Genomic DNA, 18,683 nt, shown 5'->3' on the forward strand with positions numbered 1-18,683 from the left:
CCCGCCTTGCCGCTCCAATATCGGCAAGCCGAATGTGGCGTATACCCGCAACTTAACGGATTCAGGGTTAATCCCTCTTAAGAAGACATATTGATACCCTCTCCAGAATCTTACTCGGCGTAAATGGAATTGAAAGAACTAACAGCCGATTAAATAGTCCGGGAACAATTACCTTCCTATTTCCCATAAATGCGCGATAAGCGATTCTGGCGACTTCCTGCGGTTCCATCACGAATTTTTTAAAAAGCAGGATATTTTCCATATTTGCTTTTTTGGCAAATTCCGTTTTCGTCGCGCCAGGGCACAATGTTGATACTGTCACCCCTGTTCCTGAAAGTTCCGCCCTAAGAGCGTTTGAGAAGCTTAAGACGTATGCTTTTGTCGCGCAATACACGGCATCCAGGGGGCACGGGGCAAAGGAGCCGGTTGAACCCAAATTTAATATCTTGCCGTAATGGTTTTTCAACATCCCCGGCAGAAAGAGCTTTGTCAGGTGTGTAAGGGATGCAATATGCACTTGTAACATCCGCAGTTCTTTATCAATGTTTGTTTCGTGGAACGGGCCGCTTTCGTTGAATCCGGCATTATTTATCAAAATATCGACATGAATCCCTTGGCCTTGAATATCCAAAAAGACTTCTTTCGGCGCTCTGGGTTCCGAAAGGTCTTTTGCAAGGATGTGAACCGTTACCCCATAACGTTTTTCCAAATTTTCTTTTTGCGCCTTCAGCTTTTGGTCATTTCTGGAAACCAAAACCAGATTGAACCCCTCCATCGCAAAAATCTCACTAAGTTCATATCCGATTCCGCTCGTAGTTCCGGTAATAAGAACCGTTCTCATGTTGTTCTGGCCTTTGTTTTTCATATCGCGCTCCTCCTTAAGTGACCCATGGTCATTTATATGGTAAATTTTTTTATCTCATGCGGGCAAACTTCATTCCGCTGATGAGCAGTGCCAGCATTGCCGGCAATCTTTCTTCAAAACTCAGTTGAAATACCTCCATTCTTTCCGTCTCGATGACTTGTTTGACTATTGGCGCTGGGTTGGTTAACTGGATGAGGCCGATAAGTAGCACCTGCAGGTGCAGCAAAAACTCTGCACCATCGTTTTCTCGAAGAAAAGGGAGGCACCGTTCGATTAGCTGTCCAGTGATAAGGATTTCATGAAGTAAAAAGCGTTTGAATTCCAATGTGGTTTTATAGTCAATATTTCGTTCTAAGATGACATGAAGGATGGGTGTCAACCGGGTCATCATGGGGTGACTCCCAATGGAGGCCACGATGTTTTCCACAAATACGTTGATGGTGTTTTTAGTCTTATGCCGCAATGAAGTTTCTAGCCGCCTGTTGACATCCTCAAACCATGATTTGTACGCCCTGATCTGCAATTGCAGAAACAATTCCTCTTTTGTCCTGAAGTACAGGAAAATTGTTCCTTTAGCCAAACCCGCTTTTCGGGCAATGCAGGCGATGCTGATGTCATGATATTCGTCTCCGGTCAAAAGCTCTTCCGCCGCATTCAGGATAGCCTCCCGCCTTTCCTGTTTTTCGTCACTGCTGATTGCGCGTTGTTTGATGACCATTACCCTCTCTCCCCAGCCTCTGTACAACAACATAAATGACCAGTGGTCATTTGTCAAATGTTTTATTTATTGAATATTTCGCGTCTCGGTCGGGTTTCAAATCCCAGAAGTTCAGCCGCGCATAAAGCTCTCGAATGGAGCCTGTTCATTTCCGTTTTCCGAAGGGCAGTCGCGCAGCACCCGCTCTTCCTCGATGATGAACGGGATGTTGTTCAGCACGATGGGGCGTTGGAGGCTTTCGATGACGAGCGCCACGGTCAGCGGCTCCCGTGGGTATGTTTTGAAACCCGCGCTTTGTTGTTCACCGGTTGATTATAGACCGGCCGCGAAAAAAAAAGGAGGGGCGGGATGCCCCTTCTTTTTTTAGCGGACACACGGTATCAGGCGGCCCGTGCCGCCCCTTTGAAGCGGCGCACATAATCCCTGGAGAAACGGGCGAAGCTGTGCGGCTTCCTCCCGGTCACCTGCTCCACCGTATTGCGCACTTCGGCCATCTTGCCGCCGCGCGCCCAAGCGTAGAGTTCCAGCAATGCGTCGGTCAGCCATTCCGGCATTCCACCGGCCAGCATGGCTTTGCGGGCCTCTTCCGGCGGTGTATCGACATACCTGAAGTGTCCGCCGGACGCTTTCGCGATCAGGGCCACCGCTTCGGCGGCGGTGATGGCTTCCGGGCCGGTTATCGGGTAGATGCGCCCTTCATGCCCTTTTTCATGCAACGCCTTCACCGCGACGGCCGCGATATCGCGCACATCGACGATGCTGACCCGCGCGGTACCCAGCGGCAGATAATAGGCTCCATCCACGGCCGGATAGGTAAGGTAATTCTGCATGAAGAAATTGGGGCGTAGAATGGTGTACGGTATCCCCGATGCCCCTATCGCCTCTTCGGCGGCGAAATGCCAGCGCTGGAGGAGAGTCTCCTCGAGCTGTGAGCCGAACGCCGACTGCCGGACGATATGCCGTATCCCGGCCGACTTCGCCTCGTTGGTGACTGATTTGACCTGTTCCACCATATTCGCGGCGACCGGCGTAAGCAGAAAGAGTTTTTCAATCCCCTTGAGGGCTTCGCGTATAGACTGGGGGTTTTCGTAATCGAACCGTACCGTTTCGACCCCTTTGCCTTTTATCCTTTCCCTCTTTTCGGGGGAGTGGACGGCCGCGCGAACGGTAATGCCCGCAGCGGAAAGCTGCTTAACCACTTCGGAGCCGACGGTTCCGGTGGCTCCGGTAACTAGAACTTTCATGATGAACCTCCTTATAGGCTGTTGCTTGTATCTTCCCACCTATTGTATATTATTGCAATCTACTATATACTTTACCTGTAATTACACAATTGGAATTATAAGGATAAACAAATGCTTACAAGACGAGAGCCTGCTCCAAACAACGATATTTCTTGTCCAGTTCATTCCGCAATCGCCATCATTCAAGGGAAATGGACGTTAATGATACTGCGCGACCTGATGGTTGGTACTCGGCGGTTTGGGGAACTGCGCCAATCGCTTGCCGGTGTCAGCCCCAAAACCCTTTCCGTTCGCCTCAAAGAACTGGAAGAGACGGGGGTGCTCACCCGCACCGTCTACGCCGAGGTTCCCCCCCGCGTGGAATACGCCCTCACCGAAAAAGGGCGGGAATTGGAAGCCCTCATAGCCGCCATGGGGATATGGGGGACGAAATGGAAGGGCGATAATGATATCCGCCGCGCCGCTTCGGCCGCCGCCGCCGCCGCGGAACAGACCCCCGCGCAACGGAACAATATCGTCTCCAATTCCTTTATCGATTGACATCTCCCCCCTCCGTGTTATTACAATAAGTAAAATCGTATTACTGATGGGGTCATTCCAACAACGTCATGATGGTGGGGGAACAGGGCTATGCCGGAACTGGAACGGTTGAGCTTTTCCATCGAGAAGCCGCTGATGGAGAAACTGGAAAAACTGATCAAAACCAGCGGCTACGGCAACCGCTCGGAATTCATCCGCGACATGATACGCGGCCGGCTGGTGGCGCGGGAGTGGGAATCGGATCACGAGGCGGTCGGCACGGTGACGCTGGTGTATAACCACCACCAGCGGAAGCTGGGCGAGAAGCTGACGGGAATCCAGCATCATCACCATCACATCATTCTGGCCGCCACCCATATTCATCTGGATCACGATATGTGCGCCGAGGTGATCATCGCGCGTGGAGCGGCGAGCAGGATACGGGAACTGGCGGACACGTTGCGGCGGCAAAAAGGGGTTTTTCACGCCGAGTTGAGCATGAGCTCCACCGGCACAAAATTGGCCTAAAGATATTTCGGGAAAAACCATGACGGCGCGGGGATTTGAACGTCACAGCTATCTTGAAAGCCCGGTTCACCGGCTGGACGCACGGGCCAAGATTGTGGGGTTGTTCGCCGCGATCCTCGTCTGCGTCAGCACCCCGCCGGACGCCTGCTTGGCGTTCATCGGTTACTTCGCTTTCGCCATCGGCTTTTTGATCGTCTCCCGCGTGCCGCCGGGGTATGTGCTGAAACGCTCGCTGGTGGTGATTCCCTTCGCGGCGATGACCGCCGTATTTCTTCCCTTTTCCGGGGACGGCGCGTTCACCGGCGGTTACAGTTTTGGCATCGGCGGCATGCATCTTTCCCGCTCCGGCCTGTTGCTTTTCTGGAACGCGATGGTGAAGGCCTGCTTCGGGGTTGTCTGCGTCACGCTGCTTTCGGCCACCACGCCGTTTCCCGAGTTGTTGCGCGGCCTTGAGCGGATGAAGGCCCCCCGCATCGTCACCATGCTCATCGGTTTCACCTACCGCTACCTTTTCGTCCTGAAAGAAGAGGCGCTCCGGATGAAGCGGGCGGGCGACGCGCGCGGCTACGGCGGGCGGTGGCTTTGGGATGCGCGGGTGATCGGCGAGATGGCCGGCACGCTGTTCCTCCGCGGCTACGAGCGGGGGGAGCGGGTCTACCTGGCGATGGCCTCGCGCGGATTCAACTGGCGGCCGCCGCCAACCGATGGTGAGCGTTTCCACGCCGCCGACTGGTGGTTCATGCTTGCCGCTTTCACGTGGTTCGCCGCGGTGCGGGGAACATTATGAACAGCGGGCCGGCGGTCAGCGTTACCGGACTCTCCTACGCCTATCCGGATGGCGCCACGGCGCTGAGAAACGTCCATCTCGCGGTGGAACGCGGCGAACGGGTGGGGATCATCGGCGCGAATGGCGCGGGGAAAAGCACGTTGCTGCTTCACCTCAACGGCATCATCATGGGGAACGGCAATATCCGAATCCACGGCCTGCCGGTGAGCAACGCCAACCTCAAGGAAATCCGCCGCCGCGTCGGCGTCGTTTTTCAAAACCCGGACGACCAGCTTTTTTGTCCCACGGTGTATGACGACATCGCCTTCGGCCCGCGCAACATGGGGTTGGATGAAGCGGAAATAGCATCCCGCGTGGAGGAGAGCCTCCGACGCGTGGGACTCAACGGCGCGGCGGGCAAAAGCGCCTTTCACCTCAGCATGGGGCAGAAAAAAAGGGCCGCCATTGCCACCGTTCTTTCAATGGGGCCGGAACTGTTGGCGCTCGACGAGCCGACCGGCTCGCTTGACCCCAAGGGGCGCGCCCAGATCATTGCGCTGCTGGCCGGGCTGGGGGGAACGCAGATCATCATTTCGCACGACATCGATCTGGTGCGGCGGCAATGCCAGCGTGCCGTGCTGCTCTCCAAGGGGGAAAAAGTGGCCGACGGCCCGGTGGAGCGGATACTGGCCGATACCCGCCTGCTGGAAGAGCATGGCATGACGTGATCGTTTTTTTGCGCGCGGAGCAAAATTCTTTTCGTTCCGCCTTTTTCAGCGGGAGAGCTTTTGGCGGACGGCGCGGACCCCGCCATCGAACCACCGTTGCAGCGCCCAGTTGCACGGCGCCAGCAGAAACGAATTGCGCACGATGCGGGCCACGTCGGCTTTCGATATTTTCACCGTTTTGCCGCCGTTGAAGATGTCCTCGTTGTCCACGCACTTGGCGTAGCTTTCCACCGCCATGAACAGCGGAATGAGGCAGAACACGCGCACGCGGACGGCGGAGCGGGGGAGCCGCTTGGTGTATGCCAGCGCGTCTTCAAGGTAGGGGAGGGCGTCTTCCACAATGGTGTCCAGCACTTTCATCGCTTTTTGGCGGTTTTCCGGCAGGCAGAGCGTTTGGTACGACAATCCCTGTGCCGTCAGCAGATCCAGCGGCCAAAAATTGCGGTTGTGCGGTATGTCATTCGCCACGTCGCGCAGGATGTTCACCTTCTGCAATGCGATGCCGAAATTTTTGGCAAGTTCCATGAACTGTTCGTCCGGCATTTCCGGAATTTGGCCGGCGAGGTGGAAAAGGCGCGAGTTGAGGTAGCCGACGATGCCCGCCACATAGTAGCAGTACTCTTCCTGCACTTTGAGGGAGTCGATGGTTTTTCCCTGGAATTTCAACATCCCATCCGCCATCTCGCGCGCGCAGTCGAGGATGGCCGTCTTTTCCCCGGCGGCAAAACCGTGAAAAACCTCCAGCAGGCTTTGCAGGTTTTCCAGCAAAACTTTTTCGTAGCTGTAATCAATGTTCGCCAGCAGGTAATCGCGGAGCGCCGCCGCCTTCTGGCGGTTCACGGGCGGCGGGGCGGCCAGCAGTTCGAGAAACTGGCCGAACGCCATCCGTTTGGTTTCCAGCGGCGCGGCGGAATCCTCGATGGTGTCGATCAGCCGCAGGATGAGGTACGCGGCCATCATCCGTTCGTCCAGCCCCTTGGGGAGCTTTTGGATGCAGAGCGCGAAACTGCGGGAAACCGCCGGGAGGATATCCCAGCATATCTGTTCGTGGTTGGCCGATTTGCGCATATCGTGCGCATTATACCGGATTTGAAACGGAAGTCGTCCTGGCAACGCCCCTCCTGCCGCGCGGGAGGGGCGGGGATGATTTTTCCGGCTCAGGCGATGCCGACGCCGCTCATCCACCGGTAGTACGAGTGCGAAGCGTGAAACTGGAACAGGGGGTTGTATTTGCATACCTGCTTACAGTAGTGCTCGCCGCCAAAAAGGCTCGTCCGCACGTTAGCGCACTTCTTGCAAAATTGGGGCATCTGCTCTTTTCTCATGATTGCTCACTCCCATCTCCAGTATTCAAGGTTGTTATTTACCAGACCGTACAGGCAGTAGCGCCTGTTCAGATTTTCCCAGCGGTATTCACAGGCTTGGCAGTGTCTGCCGCCGGGCGTTTTAGCCTTATTCGACATCATCTGCTTCTCCTTATCATTTGTTATGTAATGTTTGCATCTACATCATATGTATAAAGCATATCCTGTGCCAAAAATTTTATCAAAAGAATCAATAACATATCATAAATGCTTCTACAAAAGTGTATTTGTAAGTGTAGGCCATGTCTTTGTGTGTATAAAAATGTACACATGCAAATAGGATAGCTGGTTGTGGTGACTATCGGTAAAATTGACGTAAGTAAAAAAAATCCCCAAAACAAAAATTTTATTTGCTTGAAATAGGATTGATTATGGATTAAATTAGCCATAATTAGCTGAAATTATAACTTACGGGAGATAGGGAGCGTCAAAATTATGAACGAACCTGATAATATCCTGGATAATTTTACTGATCCTGATTTTGTACCGACTCCGATTATGCAGCAAGCTGAGCGGGTTGATCACGATGCCGCGGTCAACGCGGAAGAGATGGATGAGGAGATAAGCGTCTTGTCCTACAATTCGATATTTATGGCTCCCCAACCGGACGAGCGGGAGAAACTGTTGGCCGCAAACCTGGCCGAGTTGCGTGCCGCCGAGGCGTTCCTTGAAGAAGCCGGCGAGGCGGCGGCGGAAGAAGCCTCCGGGCCGGAGCCGATGACCATCGAGGAGAAACTCCAAGAGCGCAAAGAGCAGGCCATCGGCCACGTCACAGGCCGGGCCGCAACGCAGGGGAACGGCAAGGGGTTTGCCCACATTATCGGCAATTCAAAACGCATCCGTGAAATTTTCGGCACCGTCGAGAAGCTGGCCGATACCGACAGCACCGTGCTGGTGCTGGGGGAAAGCGGCACCGGCAAGGAACTCTTCGCCCGGTCGGTGCATATGCATTCGCCGCGGCGCAACAAAAACTTCGTGGTGGTGAATTGCGGCGCGATCCCCGAAGACCTGCTGGAGAGCGAGCTGTTCGGCCACGAGAAGGGGAGCTTCACCGGCGCCATCCGCACCCGCGTGGGCAAATTCGAGATGGCGCACGAGGGAACGATATTCCTCGATGAAATCGGCGACATGAGTCCGGCCTTGCAGGTGAAGCTGCTGCGCATCCTGCAGCAGCAGGAGTTCGTGCGGGTCGGCAGCAATCAGGTGATACGCACCAACGTGCGGGTGGTCGCCGCCACCAACATCGACCTTGAAAAGGCGATCAAGGAAAAACGGTTCCGCGAGGATCTCTATTACCGCCTGAATGTCATTCCGATCAAACTGCCGCCGCTGCGCGCCCGCAAGGACGACATTGCGCTGTTGGTGGACCACTTCATCAAGCGGTTCAACAGGAGCAGGAACCGCGGCATCGCCGGCGTTACCCCGGCGGCGATGAAGCTGCTGCTGGAATACGAGTGGCCCGGCAACGTGCGCGAGCTGGAGAACATCTGCGAGCGGATGGTGGTGATCAAGGGGGAGGGGATGATCGACGTGGAGGACCTCCCGTACCAGTTCATCAGCGACGCCAACCAGGACGAGCAGCTTTACACCGACATGCTGCTGGTCGGCGCGCAGGAGGCCGATCTGGAGCCGCAGGCCGCCGCGCCCGCCGCCGCGACGATGGATATTCCCGAAACCGGCATCAGCCTCAAAGAGGTGGTGGAAGAATACGAGATGGGGCTTATCATGCAGGCGCTGGAAAAGACCAACTGGGTGAAGAACAAGGCGGCCGCCATGCTGGGGCTTAACCGCACCACGCTCGTCGAGAAGCTCAAAAAGCGCGGCATCACCCGCTGATCGCCATTCCCGTCCCTCTCTCCTTTCCAATCAGCCGAAAATTGTTCTTTCAATTCTTTCAGATGCTCCACGACGCTCCAAAACCTCCAAATCTTCCAAACGCCCCGCGTCAAAAGATTCAGGCGCGCCAAATGCGCCATTTCTCCCTTTCTCGGCAGGTACACAATTTATTGTGTACATCATGCATAACCTCTTCTCGGCCCGATGGGCCGATGGAGAAGCTTTGAAAATATGGCTGGATTCCCGCCTTCGCGGGAATGACAGGATCAGGGGCCAGCGCGTGGCTTGATTTACAGGCAGAGCTTGAGGACGGCGGTGATGCCGGAGGGGCCGAGGGAGCCGCCACCGGGGGAGCTTTCCAATACGTGTGCAACGATGCGGGGGATGTCCTCTTCCTTCAATCCAAGCCGGGCAAGCGTTACCGGCGCGCCGATCTGCGAAAAAAGCATTTTGAGCTGCGCGATGCCGTTTTGCGCCCCATGCATCCCAATCACCCGCTCGGCGAACTGGTCGAACTTTTCCGGCCTCTTCAGCGACGCATAACTCATCCAGCCGGGCATCACCACGGCAAGGCACGCGCCGTGCGGGGCATCGGTGAGCGCGCCGATGCTGTGGGCCAGCATGTGGTTTTCCCACCCGGCGGGGCCGCGCCCCGCCTGCGCGATGCCGCACAGCGCCACGGCGCTGGCCCAAAGCATGTCGGCCCGCCCCCGGTAGTCATGCGGGTCTTGCAGCAGCCGGTTGGCGCTTTCAAACAGCGCGACGAACAGCCCCTCGGCCAGCCGGTCCTGCACCGGCGCATCCATCTCGCGTCCGCCGAAGTACGGCTCCATGATGTGGCTGAAGGTATCGACGATGCCGTAGACGGTCTGCTCCTTCGGCACGGTCATCGTAAGTTCGGGATCGAGTATCGAAACGGCCGGGTAGGAATGCGGTGAATACATCGCAAGCTTGAGGCCGCCGGAGGTCATGACGGAGTTGCCGTTCATCTCGCTGCCGGTGGCGGCCAGCGTCGGCACCGCCACCAAAGGCAATGCCCGCTCAGGGCGCTTCCCCCCTGTAAAAAACAGCCACGGATCGTAATCCACCGTTGCCCCGGCGGCGATGGCCTTCGCCTCATCCATCACGCTGCCGCCGCCGACGGCGAGAACCACCTCAAGCCCTTCGGCGCGCACCTTCGCTATTCCTTCGCGGGCGTGGCTGATGAGCGGGTTCGGCTTCACTCCGCCGTGATCCGCCGCGCGCACCCCCGCCGCCGCAAGGCTTTGGCGGATGCGGGCGTGGAGGCCGCTGCCCTTGATGCTCTCTTTGCCGTAAACCAGCAGGACGCTTTTTCCCAGCTTCGCCACGGCGGCGCCGGTTTCGGCGGCCTTGCCGCGTCCGAAGATGATCTGCGTCGGGTTGCGGTAGATGAAATCCTGCATCGGTCGGCTCCTTCGCAAGGGTGTTTTTTTCACTATACCAATTTTTGTCATTCTGAGTGCAACGAAGAATCCCTTTCCGGAAGGAGTTCCTTCGCCCGCGGCTCAGGATGACAGAAGCGGGAAAGAACCGCGGTACCGCCGCCGGAAACTGCAACACGATGAAATAGTTTCCATGCCCTGCTTTTCATGGTATATTTGAAAACAGGCAAGAGGGAGAAGGATACTCATGCATGATATTGCAGTTTCCACGCGGGAGCGGACGGTGGCCGAAGCCGATACGCGCACCCGCATCATCGCCGCCGCGCGCGGCCTCTTCATTGCCCGCGGTTTTTCCAAAGTGACGATGGACGAATTGGCCGGGCAGCTTGGCATCAGCAAAAAAACGCTCTACCGGCATTTCGACAAAAAGGACGATCTGGTGGACGCGGCGTTTGAGTGGCAGATGCTTTACATCCGCCAAAACCTGACCGAAATCTTTTCCCGGCCCGGCGATTTTCTCGACCGGCTGTATGCCTTCTGCGCGTTCATCACCGGCGCGCTGTCGCGGGTGAACCGCGCGTTCCTCGAAGACCTCCGCCGTTTCCGCCCCGATCTCTGGAAAAAGATAGAGGAGTTCCGCCGCGCGCGGATAGAGGGGGAATTCGCCAAGGTGATCGCCGACGGCCGGCGCATCGGCGTGGTGCGCGGCGACGTGAACGTGGAACTGTTCATCGCCATTTTCCTCGCGGCGGTGCAAGGGGTGGTAAACCCCGAAACGCTGTCGCGGCATCCGTTCACCGCCGAAGAAGCCTACCGGGGGGTTATCGGGGTGATGTTCGAGGGAATTTTGGCCGACGGCGCGAAACCGCTGTTCCGCGCCCGCTTCAAGCAAACCGCCAAGGAAGGAAAAAAGAAATGAAGCGCATAGCTCTTGTGATCGCCGTCATCGCGCTGGCCGGATGCAATAACGCCCGGGACGGCGCCATCACCGCCAGCGGCGTGATAGAGGCGACCGAAGTGACCGTGAACGCCAAGCTGGGCGGCGAGATAACGGCGCTTGCCGTGGCTGAGGGGGCCGAGGTGAAAAAAGGGGATTTGCTTGCAACCATCGATCACGCAAACCTCGACATCCAACTGCGGCAGGCCGAGGCCAACGTGCAGGCCGCCAGCGCGCAGCACCGTTTGGCCCAGCGCGGCGCGCGCGGCGAGGACATCAGGCTGGCCGAGGCGAATTTCCGCTTCGCCGAAACGGAGTTCAAGCGGATAGCCGAGCTTTTCCGCCTGCGGGGCGCGACGCAACGGCAGCATGACGACGCGGCCACGCGCCTCGCCGTGGCGAAAGAGACTTACGAAAAACTGAAAAACGGCCTGCTGCCCGAAGAGATAGAGTCCGCCCAGGCGCGCCTCGCGCTGGCCGAGGCGCAGCGCGCGCAGGTGGAGAAATACATCGCCGATACCTCCGTCACCGCCCCGGTGGACGGCACCGTCACCCGAAAATCGGTGGAGGAGGGGGATCACGTGCTGCCGAACGCGCAGCTTTTCCGTATCAGCCGCCTTGCCACCGTGAACCTGATGATCTATGTAAGCGAGGTGGAGCTGGCGCGGGTGAAGCTGGGGCGGCGGGCGGACGTCTTTATCGACGCGCGGCCGAAAAAGGCCATTCCGGCCACGGTGGTGTATATTTCGCCGGTGGCGGAGTTCACCCCCAAAAACGTGCAGACCAAGGACGACCGGACCAAGCTGGTCTTCGGCGTGAAGCTGGAGATACCGAACCCCGAACGCGCGCTCAAGCCGGGAATGCCGGCCGACGCGGAGCTGGCGGCGGGGCGGCCATGACGGAAGCGTTGGCCATCGAAGGGCTGGGCAAATCATTCGGCGATATGCGCGCGGTGGACGGCATATCCCTGACCGTGCGCGAGGGGGAGATGTTCGGCATCGTGGGGCCGGACGGGGCGGGGAAGACCACGCTCTTCCGCATGCTCTGCGGCATCATGAAGCCGTCCAAAGGAACCGCCCGCATCTTCGGCCACGATGTCCGCGGCGGCATGGAACAAATCAAGCGACAGATAGGTTACTTCTCGCAGCGGTTCACGCTTTACGGCGACCTTTCGGTGGACGAAAACATCGAGTTCTTCGCCGAGATACACGACGTGCATGATTACCGGGAGCGGCGCGAAGAGCTGCTCGCCTTCACCCGCCTCACGCCGTTCCGCGGCCGGCTGGCCGACCGGCTTTCGGGCGGCATGAAGCAGAAGCTGGCGCTCGCCTGCACGCTCATCCACCGCCCCCGGCTGATATTCCTCGACGAGCCGACCACCGGGGTGGACCCGATATCGCGCATGGATTTTTGGAAAATACTTTCCGCCCTGCTTAAAACCAACATCACCATCGTGATGAGCACCCCCTATCTGGACGAGGCGGAGCGGTGCGGCCGGGTGGCGCTGATGAACAGGGGGGCGGTGATGGCGCTCGACACCCCCGCCAACATCAAGGAACGGATGCGCGGCGACGTGCTTGAAATCGTCTGCGGCGATATCCGGGCCGCCGCGCGCCTGCTGAAAGGGGCCGCCGGCATACTGGACGTGCAGGCGTTCGGCGACCGGCTCAACGTGGTGGTGGACGGAACGGAGGCGGGCTTCAAAAAAGTTGAATCCATTTTGCGGAATGGCGGCATTCCCATTACGGACTGGCGGCCGGTGAAACCGTCGCTGGAAAACGTGTTTATATCGCTCATCACCAATGCGGCATAACGGAATGAAAGGAACGGCATCGATGAAACGGATAGGGATAATGCTTGCGGTGTTGCTGCCCGCCGCGGCTTTCGCGGCGGATGAACGGCGGCTTTCGATAGACGAGGCGGCGCGGATGGCGCTGCAGAACAGCAAGCAGGTGCGGATGGCCTCGTTGGGGGCCGCCGCGGCCCACGCCAAGGCGGATGAGACTTCCGGCGCGGACAAGCCGCGGGTGGCGGCGCAGGCGGGCTATACCCGGATGAGCGACGTCGGCCCGTTCCAGATACAGCCCCCCGGTTCCCCCGCGCCGACCGTCATTTCCCCCTCGCTCACCAATTGGTACCAGGCCAAGCTTTCGGTCACCTATCCGCTCTTCACCGGCAACAGGCTGGAGGGGTACGCCGAATCGGCGGCGTACAGCGCCCTGGCGGCCGACAAGGAATACGAAGACGGCAGGGCCGGCATGGCGCTGGCGGCGCGGAGCGCCTACTGGATACTGTACAAAACCCAACAGGTGAAGCAGGTGATAGACGAAAACGTGACGCAGGTGCAAAGCCACCTCACCGACGTGACCAATATGGTGAATGCCGGCATCATGCTGCGCGACGAACAGCTCAAGGCGCAGGTGCAGCTTAGCAACGCCCGGTTCGCGCAGGCGGATGCCGCCAACAACGTGAAGCTCGCCATGATGCAGCTCAACAACGTCATCGGCCTGCCGCTGGACACGAACCTCGCGCTGACCACCCCCCTCGCCGCGCGGGACGCCCCGCTGAAGACGCTGGCGGAATACAAAAGCTCCGCCATCGAGAACCGCCCTGATCTGCTTGCCGCGCGGATGAAGGTGAAATCGGCCCGCGCCGGTTACGGCGCCAGCAAGGGGGGATTCCTCCCCACGGTTTCCCTCTTCGGCGATTTTCTCTACGCCAACCCCAACCAGCGCTACCTGCCGAATCAGGAGCGCTGGGACAGCACGTGGGCCGCCGGCGTCATGGTCAGTTACGATGTTTTCGACTGGGGGATCACCCGCAGCCAGGTGGCCCAGGCCGATGCGCGGAAATCGCAGGCGGAACTCGCCTATGAGCAGGCGCTCGACGGCGTGGAACTGGAAGTGAACCAGAGCTATCTGGCCCTGCTGCAGGCCCGCGAACGGATCGCCATCGCCGGCGGCGGCGTGGAACAGGCCGAGGAAAGCGCCCGCATCACCAAAAACCGGTTCCACAACGGCCACGCCACCAACACCGAAGTGCTGGATGCCGAGATCGCCCTGTTGCAGAGCAAACTGAACTACACCATCGCCACGGCCGATTACGAAATCGCCCAGGCGCGCATGCGAAAATCGGCCGGGGAGCCGGATACGGAAGAGGAAAAATAAGGAATTCCTCCCCTTGATCCCCTTGCTTGGCAGAGGCGACACTCCTGTCGCCCGAATAAATCGGCGGCAAGAGTGCCGCCGCTACCTGGGCATGGCGGCAAAAGGGAAGGGAAATGGAGAGCATTGCCATATCCATGGTATCCAATTAGCATGAAATCTGTGGCGGCTGGCGGAAAAAAAGGAGCGCGTATGCCCCCCTATGCGATCGAGGTGGACGGGCTGACAAAAAAATTCGGCGCGTTCACCGCCGTCGACAACATCTCGTTCCATGTGGAGCGCGGGGAGATATTCGGTTTTCTCGGCCCCAACGGCGCGGGCAAATCGACCGCCATCCGGATGCTCTGCGGCCTGATGGAACCGACGGCGGGCCGCGCCTCCGTGGGGGGCTTCGACATCGCCACCCAGACGTTCCAGATAAAAAAAAGCATCGGCTACATGTCGCAAAAATTCTCGCTCTACGAGGACCTCACCGTGGAGGAAAATATCCGTTTCTATGGCGGGGTATACGGCCTTTCCCCGGCGCGCATCACCGAACGGATGCGGTGGGTGGTGGAGATGGCCGGCCTTGCGGGACGCGAAGGCAGCCTCACCGGCGAACTCTCCGACGGCTGGAAACAGCGCCTCGCGCTCGGCTGCGCCGTTATCCACGAGCCGGCCATCGTTTTCCTCGATGAGCCGACCTCCGGCGTCGATCCGGTCTCGCGCCGCAATTTTTGGGAGCTTATCAGCCGGCTCTCCGAACAGGGGGTGACGGTGCTGGTGACCACCCACTACCTCGACGAGGCGGAATACTGCAACGACATCATGATGATAAACGCCGGCCGCATCGTGGCCAGCGGCGGGCCGAAAGAATTGAAGCAACGCCATATCACCTACCGGATGCTGGAAGTGCGGACCGCCGATCCGGTGGCCGCCATGGAGGCGCTGAAGGGGGAACCGTGGGTGCGTGAACTGACGCTTTTCGGCATCCACCTCCACGCGGGGGTGGACGATGCCGTGGAGGGGAGCCGCCGGATACGGGAGGCGTTCGCCCGCCGGGGATTGACGGCGGAGCGGATAGAGCCGATCACGCCGTCGCTGGAGGACGTCTTCATCCACCTGCTGGCGGAATCGGGAGGAGGGGACTGAAATGACCTTCAGGCGCATAAAACCGATTGTCGTAAAAGAATTCCGGCAGGTGCGGCGCGATTGGGTATCGCTCATGCTCCTCATCCTGCTTCCCGCCTTTCTCATGTTGATGGTGGGGAAGGCGCTCAACTTCGACGTGAAGAGCGTCCGGCTGGCGGTGTTCGACCAGGACAAAAGCAGCCAAAGCCGCGCGTTTATCCGCGCGTTCACCAATTCCGGCTACTTCACCATCGCCGCGGACGTGACCAGCTACCGCGACATTGAAACAAGCATCGAAAGCGGCCGGGCGCTCGCCGCGCTGGTGATTCCCGCCGATTTCGCCAAACGGCTGGACCGCGGCGAAGACGCGCCGGTGCAAGTGCTGATGGACGGCTCGAACAACAACACCGCCACCACCGCGCTGGGCTACATGAACACCATCATCCAAACTTACTCCGCGAACCTGCGCGCCGAGTTCATGACCCGCCGCGGCCAGCGGTTCGATCCCCCCATCGAGCTGCGCCCGAAGGTCTGGTACAACCCCAATCTCTCCAGCACCAAATTTCTCGTTCCCGGCTTCATCGGCTTCATCCTGATGATGAGCTCGGTCATTTCCACGGCGCTTTCCATCGTGCGCGAAAAAGAGAGCGGTACGATGGAGCAGCTCGCCGTTTCGCCGCTGGGGACGGCGGAGATCGTCATCGGCAAAACGCTTCCCTATTTCATCATATCGCTGGTCAGTTCCGCGTTTGTGCTCGGCATCGCCTTTGTGTTTTTCGATCTGGCGGTGCGCGGGGCGATTGTCTGGCTCTATCTGGGCATCGTGGTCTTCCTGTTCGCGGCGTTGGGGCAGGGGCTCCTGATCTCCGCCATCGCCGAGAAACAGCAGATCGCCTTCATGATGGCGGTTCTGTCGTCCATCCTCCCCACGTTTCTTTTGTCCGGGCTCGTCTTCCCCATCCGGAGCATGCCGTGGCTGCTGCAAATCCTCTCCAACGTGACGCCGGTGAAATTTTTTCTCATCATCATCCGCGGCGTGATGCTCAAGGGGGTGGGGCCGGATGTCTTTTGGCGCGAACTGCTCTATATGCTGCTGTTCGCGGCGGTCACGCTGGCGCTTGCGGCCCACATCATGCTGCGAAAACGGAGGGCCGCATGAATACCGTGCTGCTGATAGTGATGAAAGAGCTGCGCCAGATTTTCCGCGACAAGCGGCTGCGCTTCATGGCCATCGCCGCGCCGGTCATCCAGCTTACGGTGCTGGGCTACGCCGCCGTCACCGACGTTAAGCACGTGCCGCTGGTGGTGTGCGATTACGACCGGACCAGCATCAGCCGGGGTTTGGCGGACCGCTTCCTCAACTCCGGTTATTTCGAGCTGGCCGGAACCGTGGATACGGCGGACGGCGTGGACGAATACATCGAGCACGGCCGCGCCGCGCTGGCGCTGGTGATACCCGCCGATTTCAGCGCCGACGTGCTGGGGCGGCATACCGCGCAATTGCAGGTGCTGGCCGACGGCACCGACGGCAACTCCGCGAACATCGCGCTGGCGTATGCCTCGATGATCGTGAACAGCTATTCGCAGTATCTGCTGCAGGACATGCTGGACAAAAATCCCCAGGCCGATCTGCCGCCGCGCATCGCGCCGGAAATCCGGGTGTGGCACAACGCGTCGCTGCAAAGCCGCAACTATATGGTGCCGGGGGTGCTGGCCTTCGTCCTCATGCTCATCACCATGTCGATGACCTCCATGGCCATCGTGCGCGAACGGGAGATCGGCACGATGGAACAGCTTCTCGTCACCCCGATACGCCCGTGGCAGCTCCTCTTCGGCAAGCTGATCCCGTACGTCTTCATCGGCATGATCGACGTGACGCTGGTGCTGCTGGTGGCGGTCTTCTGGTTTAACGTGCCGTTGCGCGGCTCGGTGGGGCTGCTCTACCTTTGCAGCGGGCTGTTCGTTCTCACCATGCTGGGGTTGGGCCTTTTCGTCAGCACGGTCGCCCGCACGCAGCAGCAGGCGCTCATGATCGCGCAGTTCGCCTTCTTCATTCCGTTCATGTACTTTTCCGGCTTCGTCTTCCCCATCGAGAACATGCCGGTGGTCATCCAGAAAATCACCTATCTGGTGCCGCTCCGCTATTTCATGGAGATCATCCGGGGGATTTTCCTGAAGGGGGTGGGGATGGATGTGCTCTGGCCGCAGATGCTGGCGCTGGTGGCCATCGGGGTGTCGGTCTTCTCGCTGGCGGTGCTCCGCTTCCGCCGCACCATCGAATAACCCGCTTTAACCCGTCCGCCATATCGCCTACAATCGGCGGATGCCAAACGCACACAACGCAAAAAAACTGACGGCGGTGTATGACCGCCTGTATGCGCATTACGGCCCGCAGCACTGGTGGCCGGGCGACACCGACGTTGAGGTGATAACCGGCGCCATCCTCACGCAGAACACCTCGTGGGGAAACGTGGCGAAGGCCATCGCCAACCTCAAGGTGGAAACGGCGTTGGAAATGGAACCGCTTCTCGCCATTCCGGAGGAACGGCTGGCGGAACTGATACGCCCCAGCGGCTACTTCAGGCAAAAGGCGGCGCGGCTGCGGGGGTTCTTCATCTGGCTCGGCTCGCTCAACGGCGGCGATTGGCGCGCGTGGCTGAAAAAAACGCCGCTTAACGAAGCGCGCGCCGCCTTGCTGAAGGTGCACGGCATCGGGCCGGAGACCGCCGACTCCATACTCCTCTACGGCGCGGCCCGGAAAACGTTCGTCATCGACAAGTACACGCTCCGCTTCGGCGCGCGCTACGGCCTCTATGGGGAGAAAACGAAGTACGACGGGGCGCGGCGTTTTTTCATGGACCATCTCCCGCAAAGCGCGAAGCTCTACAACGAATACCACGCGCTCATCGTCCGCCTCGGCGCCACCGTCTGCAAATCGAAGCCGCTCTGCGCCGCCTGCCCCCTCAACCAAACCTGCCGCGCGGGAAAAAGAAGCACGAAATCCCCGGCATAAAACAAACCTAAAAATTTCCCTGGCGGCGTTCGCGGAGATGCTTGAAGCGTTTCATCCGGAAGGTCTCCTCGCGGGCCTGTTCTTCCAGGCTGAAGCGGATGACGGCGGCATCGCGCGCCAGTTCCGGCGCCACGCGCATCTCCAGGGCGTTCACGCGGCGGCTGGTGGCTTTGACCGCGCCGCCGATGTTCGTCAGGTGGTTTTCCGCCACGGCGCTTTCGATCAGCGCGCCGATGGTATCTTCAAAGCGCGCGGCGGTTTCGTCCACCACCGGGCTGCGGTGGCCGGGGGCGCTGCCGCGGCCGAAATGACCCCGGCGCAGCGGCGGAAAACCGATGGAGGGAATCTTCACCCCCCAGACGTTGCGGAGTGAGGCGGTCAACGGGATATCGCGCCCCGCCGCCAGCGCCGCCGTCACCAGCCCCCGGTGCGGCTCTATCGAGCGGGCGAGCAGCAGGCTCTTTCCCGCGAGCCGCAGCATGTCGCCC

The 18,683-nt window shown here is 59.1% G+C and carries 21 protein-coding genes; 13 read left to right on the forward strand and 8 right to left on the reverse strand.

Features of this window, described 5'->3' with window-relative positions; all coding sequences use genetic code 11:
• Positions 1-67: 67 nt before the first annotated feature.
• The 4 genes from HZA03_09270 to HZA03_09285 all read right to left on the reverse strand — a co-directional run bounded on the left by HZA03_09270 (position 68) and on the right by HZA03_09285 (position 2,827).
• Positions 68-841: an SDR family oxidoreductase gene (locus HZA03_09270; protein ID MBI5638144.1), complete on the reverse strand. Its 774-nt coding sequence runs from the start codon at positions 839-841 to the stop codon at positions 68-70.
• Between the two features lie 73 nt (positions 842-914).
• Positions 915-1,583 (reverse strand): TetR family transcriptional regulator, encoded by a 669-nt coding sequence (locus HZA03_09275; protein MBI5638145.1) that lies wholly within the window; start codon positions 1,581-1,583, stop codon positions 915-917.
• Positions 1,584-1,694: 111 nt separating this feature from the next.
• A complete protein-coding gene (locus HZA03_09280; protein MBI5638146.1) occupies positions 1,695-1,838 on the reverse strand; it encodes a hypothetical protein in 144 nt (47 codons plus the stop codon).
• 125 nt (positions 1,839-1,963) lie between these two features.
• Positions 1,964-2,827 carry an SDR family oxidoreductase gene (locus HZA03_09285; protein MBI5638147.1) on the reverse strand — a complete coding sequence of 288 codons (864 nt, stop codon included), beginning with the start codon at positions 2,825-2,827 and terminating at the stop codon, positions 1,964-1,966.
• Between the two features lie 111 nt (positions 2,828-2,938).
• On the opposite strand from HZA03_09285, the gene HZA03_09290 reads away from it, so the two are divergent.
• The 4 genes from HZA03_09290 (at position 2,939) to HZA03_09305 (ending at position 5,368) form a co-directional block, all read left to right on the forward strand.
• Positions 2,939-3,367, forward strand: a complete 429-nt coding sequence (locus HZA03_09290) for a helix-turn-helix transcriptional regulator (GenBank protein ID MBI5638148.1) — start codon at positions 2,939-2,941, stop codon at positions 3,365-3,367.
• Positions 3,368-3,457: 90 nt separating this feature from the next.
• Positions 3,458-3,874 carry a nickel-responsive transcriptional regulator NikR gene (gene nikR / locus HZA03_09295; GenBank protein ID MBI5638149.1) on the forward strand — a complete coding sequence of 139 codons (417 nt, stop codon included), beginning with the start codon at positions 3,458-3,460 and terminating at the stop codon, positions 3,872-3,874.
• A 19-nt stretch (positions 3,875-3,893) separates the two neighbouring features.
• Positions 3,894-4,661 (forward strand): cobalt ECF transporter T component CbiQ, encoded by a 768-nt coding sequence (gene cbiQ, locus HZA03_09300; protein MBI5638150.1) that lies wholly within the window; start codon positions 3,894-3,896, stop codon positions 4,659-4,661.
• Entirely contained in the window at positions 4,658-5,368 is a 711-nt protein-coding gene (locus HZA03_09305; protein MBI5638151.1) for an ABC transporter ATP-binding protein, read from the forward strand. Before cbiQ ends, HZA03_09305 begins: the two co-directional genes overlap by 4 nt.
• Before the next feature lie 45 nt (positions 5,369-5,413).
• Here the strand turns inward: HZA03_09305 and HZA03_09310 are convergent, their stop codons facing one another.
• Both HZA03_09310 and HZA03_09315 read right to left on the reverse strand, forming a co-directional pair.
• Positions 5,414-6,436 carry a squalene/phytoene synthase family protein gene (locus HZA03_09310; GenBank protein MBI5638152.1) on the reverse strand — a complete coding sequence of 341 codons (1,023 nt, stop codon included), beginning with the start codon at positions 6,434-6,436 and terminating at the stop codon, positions 5,414-5,416.
• Between the two features lie 89 nt (positions 6,437-6,525).
• The gene (locus HZA03_09315) at positions 6,526-6,693 is read right to left on the reverse strand and encodes a hypothetical protein (protein MBI5638153.1); all 168 of its coding nucleotides are present in this window, start codon (positions 6,691-6,693) and stop codon (positions 6,526-6,528) included.
• A 756-nt stretch (positions 6,694-7,449) separates the two neighbouring features.
• On the opposite strand from HZA03_09315, the gene HZA03_09320 reads away from it, so the two are divergent.
• Positions 7,450-8,568 carry a sigma-54-dependent Fis family transcriptional regulator gene (locus tag HZA03_09320; GenBank protein MBI5638154.1) on the forward strand — a complete coding sequence of 373 codons (1,119 nt, stop codon included), beginning with the start codon at positions 7,450-7,452 and terminating at the stop codon, positions 8,566-8,568.
• Between the two features lie 290 nt (positions 8,569-8,858).
• Here the strand turns inward: HZA03_09320 and HZA03_09325 are convergent, their stop codons facing one another.
• Entirely contained in the window at positions 8,859-9,992 is a 1,134-nt protein-coding gene (locus HZA03_09325; GenBank protein ID MBI5638155.1) for an iron-containing alcohol dehydrogenase, read from the reverse strand.
• A 226-nt stretch (positions 9,993-10,218) separates the two neighbouring features.
• Here HZA03_09325 and HZA03_09330 point away from each other — a divergent pair, with 226 nt between their 5' ends.
• From HZA03_09330 to HZA03_09365, 8 genes are all read left to right on the forward strand, one after another.
• Positions 10,219-10,890, forward strand: a complete 672-nt coding sequence (locus tag HZA03_09330) for a TetR/AcrR family transcriptional regulator (protein ID MBI5638156.1) — start codon at positions 10,219-10,221, stop codon at positions 10,888-10,890.
• Positions 10,887-11,807, forward strand: coding sequence for an efflux RND transporter periplasmic adaptor subunit (locus HZA03_09335; protein ID MBI5638157.1), 921 nt, complete (start codon positions 10,887-10,889; stop codon positions 11,805-11,807). The genes HZA03_09330 and HZA03_09335 overlap by 4 nt, the downstream gene beginning before the upstream one ends.
• Positions 11,804-12,721: an ABC transporter ATP-binding protein gene (locus HZA03_09340; protein MBI5638158.1), complete on the forward strand. Its 918-nt coding sequence runs from the start codon at positions 11,804-11,806 to the stop codon at positions 12,719-12,721. Before HZA03_09335 ends, HZA03_09340 begins: the two co-directional genes overlap by 4 nt.
• Before the next feature lie 22 nt (positions 12,722-12,743).
• Positions 12,744-14,075 carry a TolC family protein gene (locus HZA03_09345; protein MBI5638159.1) on the forward strand — a complete coding sequence of 444 codons (1,332 nt, stop codon included), beginning with the start codon at positions 12,744-12,746 and terminating at the stop codon, positions 14,073-14,075.
• 189 nt (positions 14,076-14,264) lie between these two features.
• Entirely contained in the window at positions 14,265-15,203 is a 939-nt protein-coding gene (locus tag HZA03_09350; GenBank protein ID MBI5638160.1) for an ABC transporter ATP-binding protein, read from the forward strand.
• A 1-nt stretch (position 15,204) separates the two neighbouring features.
• Entirely contained in the window at positions 15,205-16,341 is a 1,137-nt protein-coding gene (locus HZA03_09355) for an ABC transporter permease (protein MBI5638161.1), read from the forward strand.
• Positions 16,338-17,465, forward strand: coding sequence for an ABC transporter permease (locus HZA03_09360; GenBank protein ID MBI5638162.1), 1,128 nt, complete (start codon positions 16,338-16,340; stop codon positions 17,463-17,465). The genes HZA03_09355 and HZA03_09360 overlap by 4 nt, the downstream gene beginning before the upstream one ends.
• A gap of 40 nt (positions 17,466-17,505) precedes the next feature.
• The gene (locus HZA03_09365; protein ID MBI5638163.1) at positions 17,506-18,195 is read left to right on the forward strand and encodes an endonuclease III domain-containing protein; all 690 of its coding nucleotides are present in this window, start codon (positions 17,506-17,508) and stop codon (positions 18,193-18,195) included.
• 7 nt (positions 18,196-18,202) lie between these two features.
• Here HZA03_09365 and HZA03_09370 read toward each other — a convergent pair whose 3' ends face one another.
• Positions 18,203-18,676 (reverse strand): V-type ATP synthase subunit D, encoded by a 474-nt coding sequence (locus HZA03_09370; protein MBI5638164.1) that lies wholly within the window; start codon positions 18,674-18,676, stop codon positions 18,203-18,205.
• Positions 18,677-18,683: the final 7 nt, after the last annotated feature.

Source organism: Nitrospinota bacterium, from assembly GCA_016217735.1.
GTDB lineage: Bacteria > Nitrospinota_A > UBA7883 > JACRGQ01 > JACRGQ01 > JACRGQ01.

Coding starts and splice junctions, on each gene's coding strand:
- HZA03_09350 (MBI5638160.1), top strand. CDS start 14,265: ATGCCCCCCTATGCGATCGAGGTGGACGGGCTGACAAAAAAATTCGGC.
- HZA03_09330 (MBI5638156.1), top strand. CDS start 10,219: ATGCATGATATTGCAGTTTCCACGCGGGAGCGGACGGTGGCCGAAGCC.
- HZA03_09285 (MBI5638147.1), bottom strand. CDS start 2,827: ATGAAAGTTCTAGTTACCGGAGCCACCGGAACCGTCGGCTCCGAAGTG.
- cbiQ (MBI5638150.1), top strand. CDS start 3,894: ATGACGGCGCGGGGATTTGAACGTCACAGCTATCTTGAAAGCCCGGTT.
- HZA03_09305 (MBI5638151.1), top strand. CDS start 4,658: ATGAACAGCGGGCCGGCGGTCAGCGTTACCGGACTCTCCTACGCCTAT.
- HZA03_09335 (MBI5638157.1), top strand. CDS start 10,887: ATGAAGCGCATAGCTCTTGTGATCGCCGTCATCGCGCTGGCCGGATGC.
- HZA03_09355 (MBI5638161.1), top strand. CDS start 15,205: ATGACCTTCAGGCGCATAAAACCGATTGTCGTAAAAGAATTCCGGCAG.
- HZA03_09325 (MBI5638155.1), bottom strand. CDS start 9,992: ATGCAGGATTTCATCTACCGCAACCCGACGCAGATCATCTTCGGACGC.
- HZA03_09360 (MBI5638162.1), top strand. CDS start 16,338: ATGAATACCGTGCTGCTGATAGTGATGAAAGAGCTGCGCCAGATTTTC.
- HZA03_09315 (MBI5638153.1), bottom strand. CDS start 6,693: ATGAGAAAAGAGCAGATGCCCCAATTTTGCAAGAAGTGCGCTAACGTG.
- HZA03_09345 (MBI5638159.1), top strand. CDS start 12,744: ATGAAACGGATAGGGATAATGCTTGCGGTGTTGCTGCCCGCCGCGGCT.
- HZA03_09365 (MBI5638163.1), top strand. CDS start 17,506: ATGCCAAACGCACACAACGCAAAAAAACTGACGGCGGTGTATGACCGC.
- nikR (MBI5638149.1), top strand. CDS start 3,458: ATGCCGGAACTGGAACGGTTGAGCTTTTCCATCGAGAAGCCGCTGATG.
- HZA03_09290 (MBI5638148.1), top strand. CDS start 2,939: ATGCTTACAAGACGAGAGCCTGCTCCAAACAACGATATTTCTTGTCCA.
- HZA03_09320 (MBI5638154.1), top strand. CDS start 7,450: ATGACCATCGAGGAGAAACTCCAAGAGCGCAAAGAGCAGGCCATCGGC.
- HZA03_09370 (MBI5638164.1), bottom strand. CDS start 18,676: ATGCTGCGGCTCGCGGGAAAGAGCCTGCTGCTCGCCCGCTCGATAGAG.
- HZA03_09270 (MBI5638144.1), bottom strand. CDS start 841: ATGAGAACGGTTCTTATTACCGGAACTACGAGCGGAATCGGATATGAA.
- HZA03_09275 (MBI5638145.1), bottom strand. CDS start 1,583: ATGGTCATCAAACAACGCGCAATCAGCAGTGACGAAAAACAGGAAAGG.
- HZA03_09340 (MBI5638158.1), top strand. CDS start 11,804: ATGACGGAAGCGTTGGCCATCGAAGGGCTGGGCAAATCATTCGGCGAT.
- HZA03_09310 (MBI5638152.1), bottom strand. CDS start 6,436: ATGCGCAAATCGGCCAACCACGAACAGATATGCTGGGATATCCTCCCG.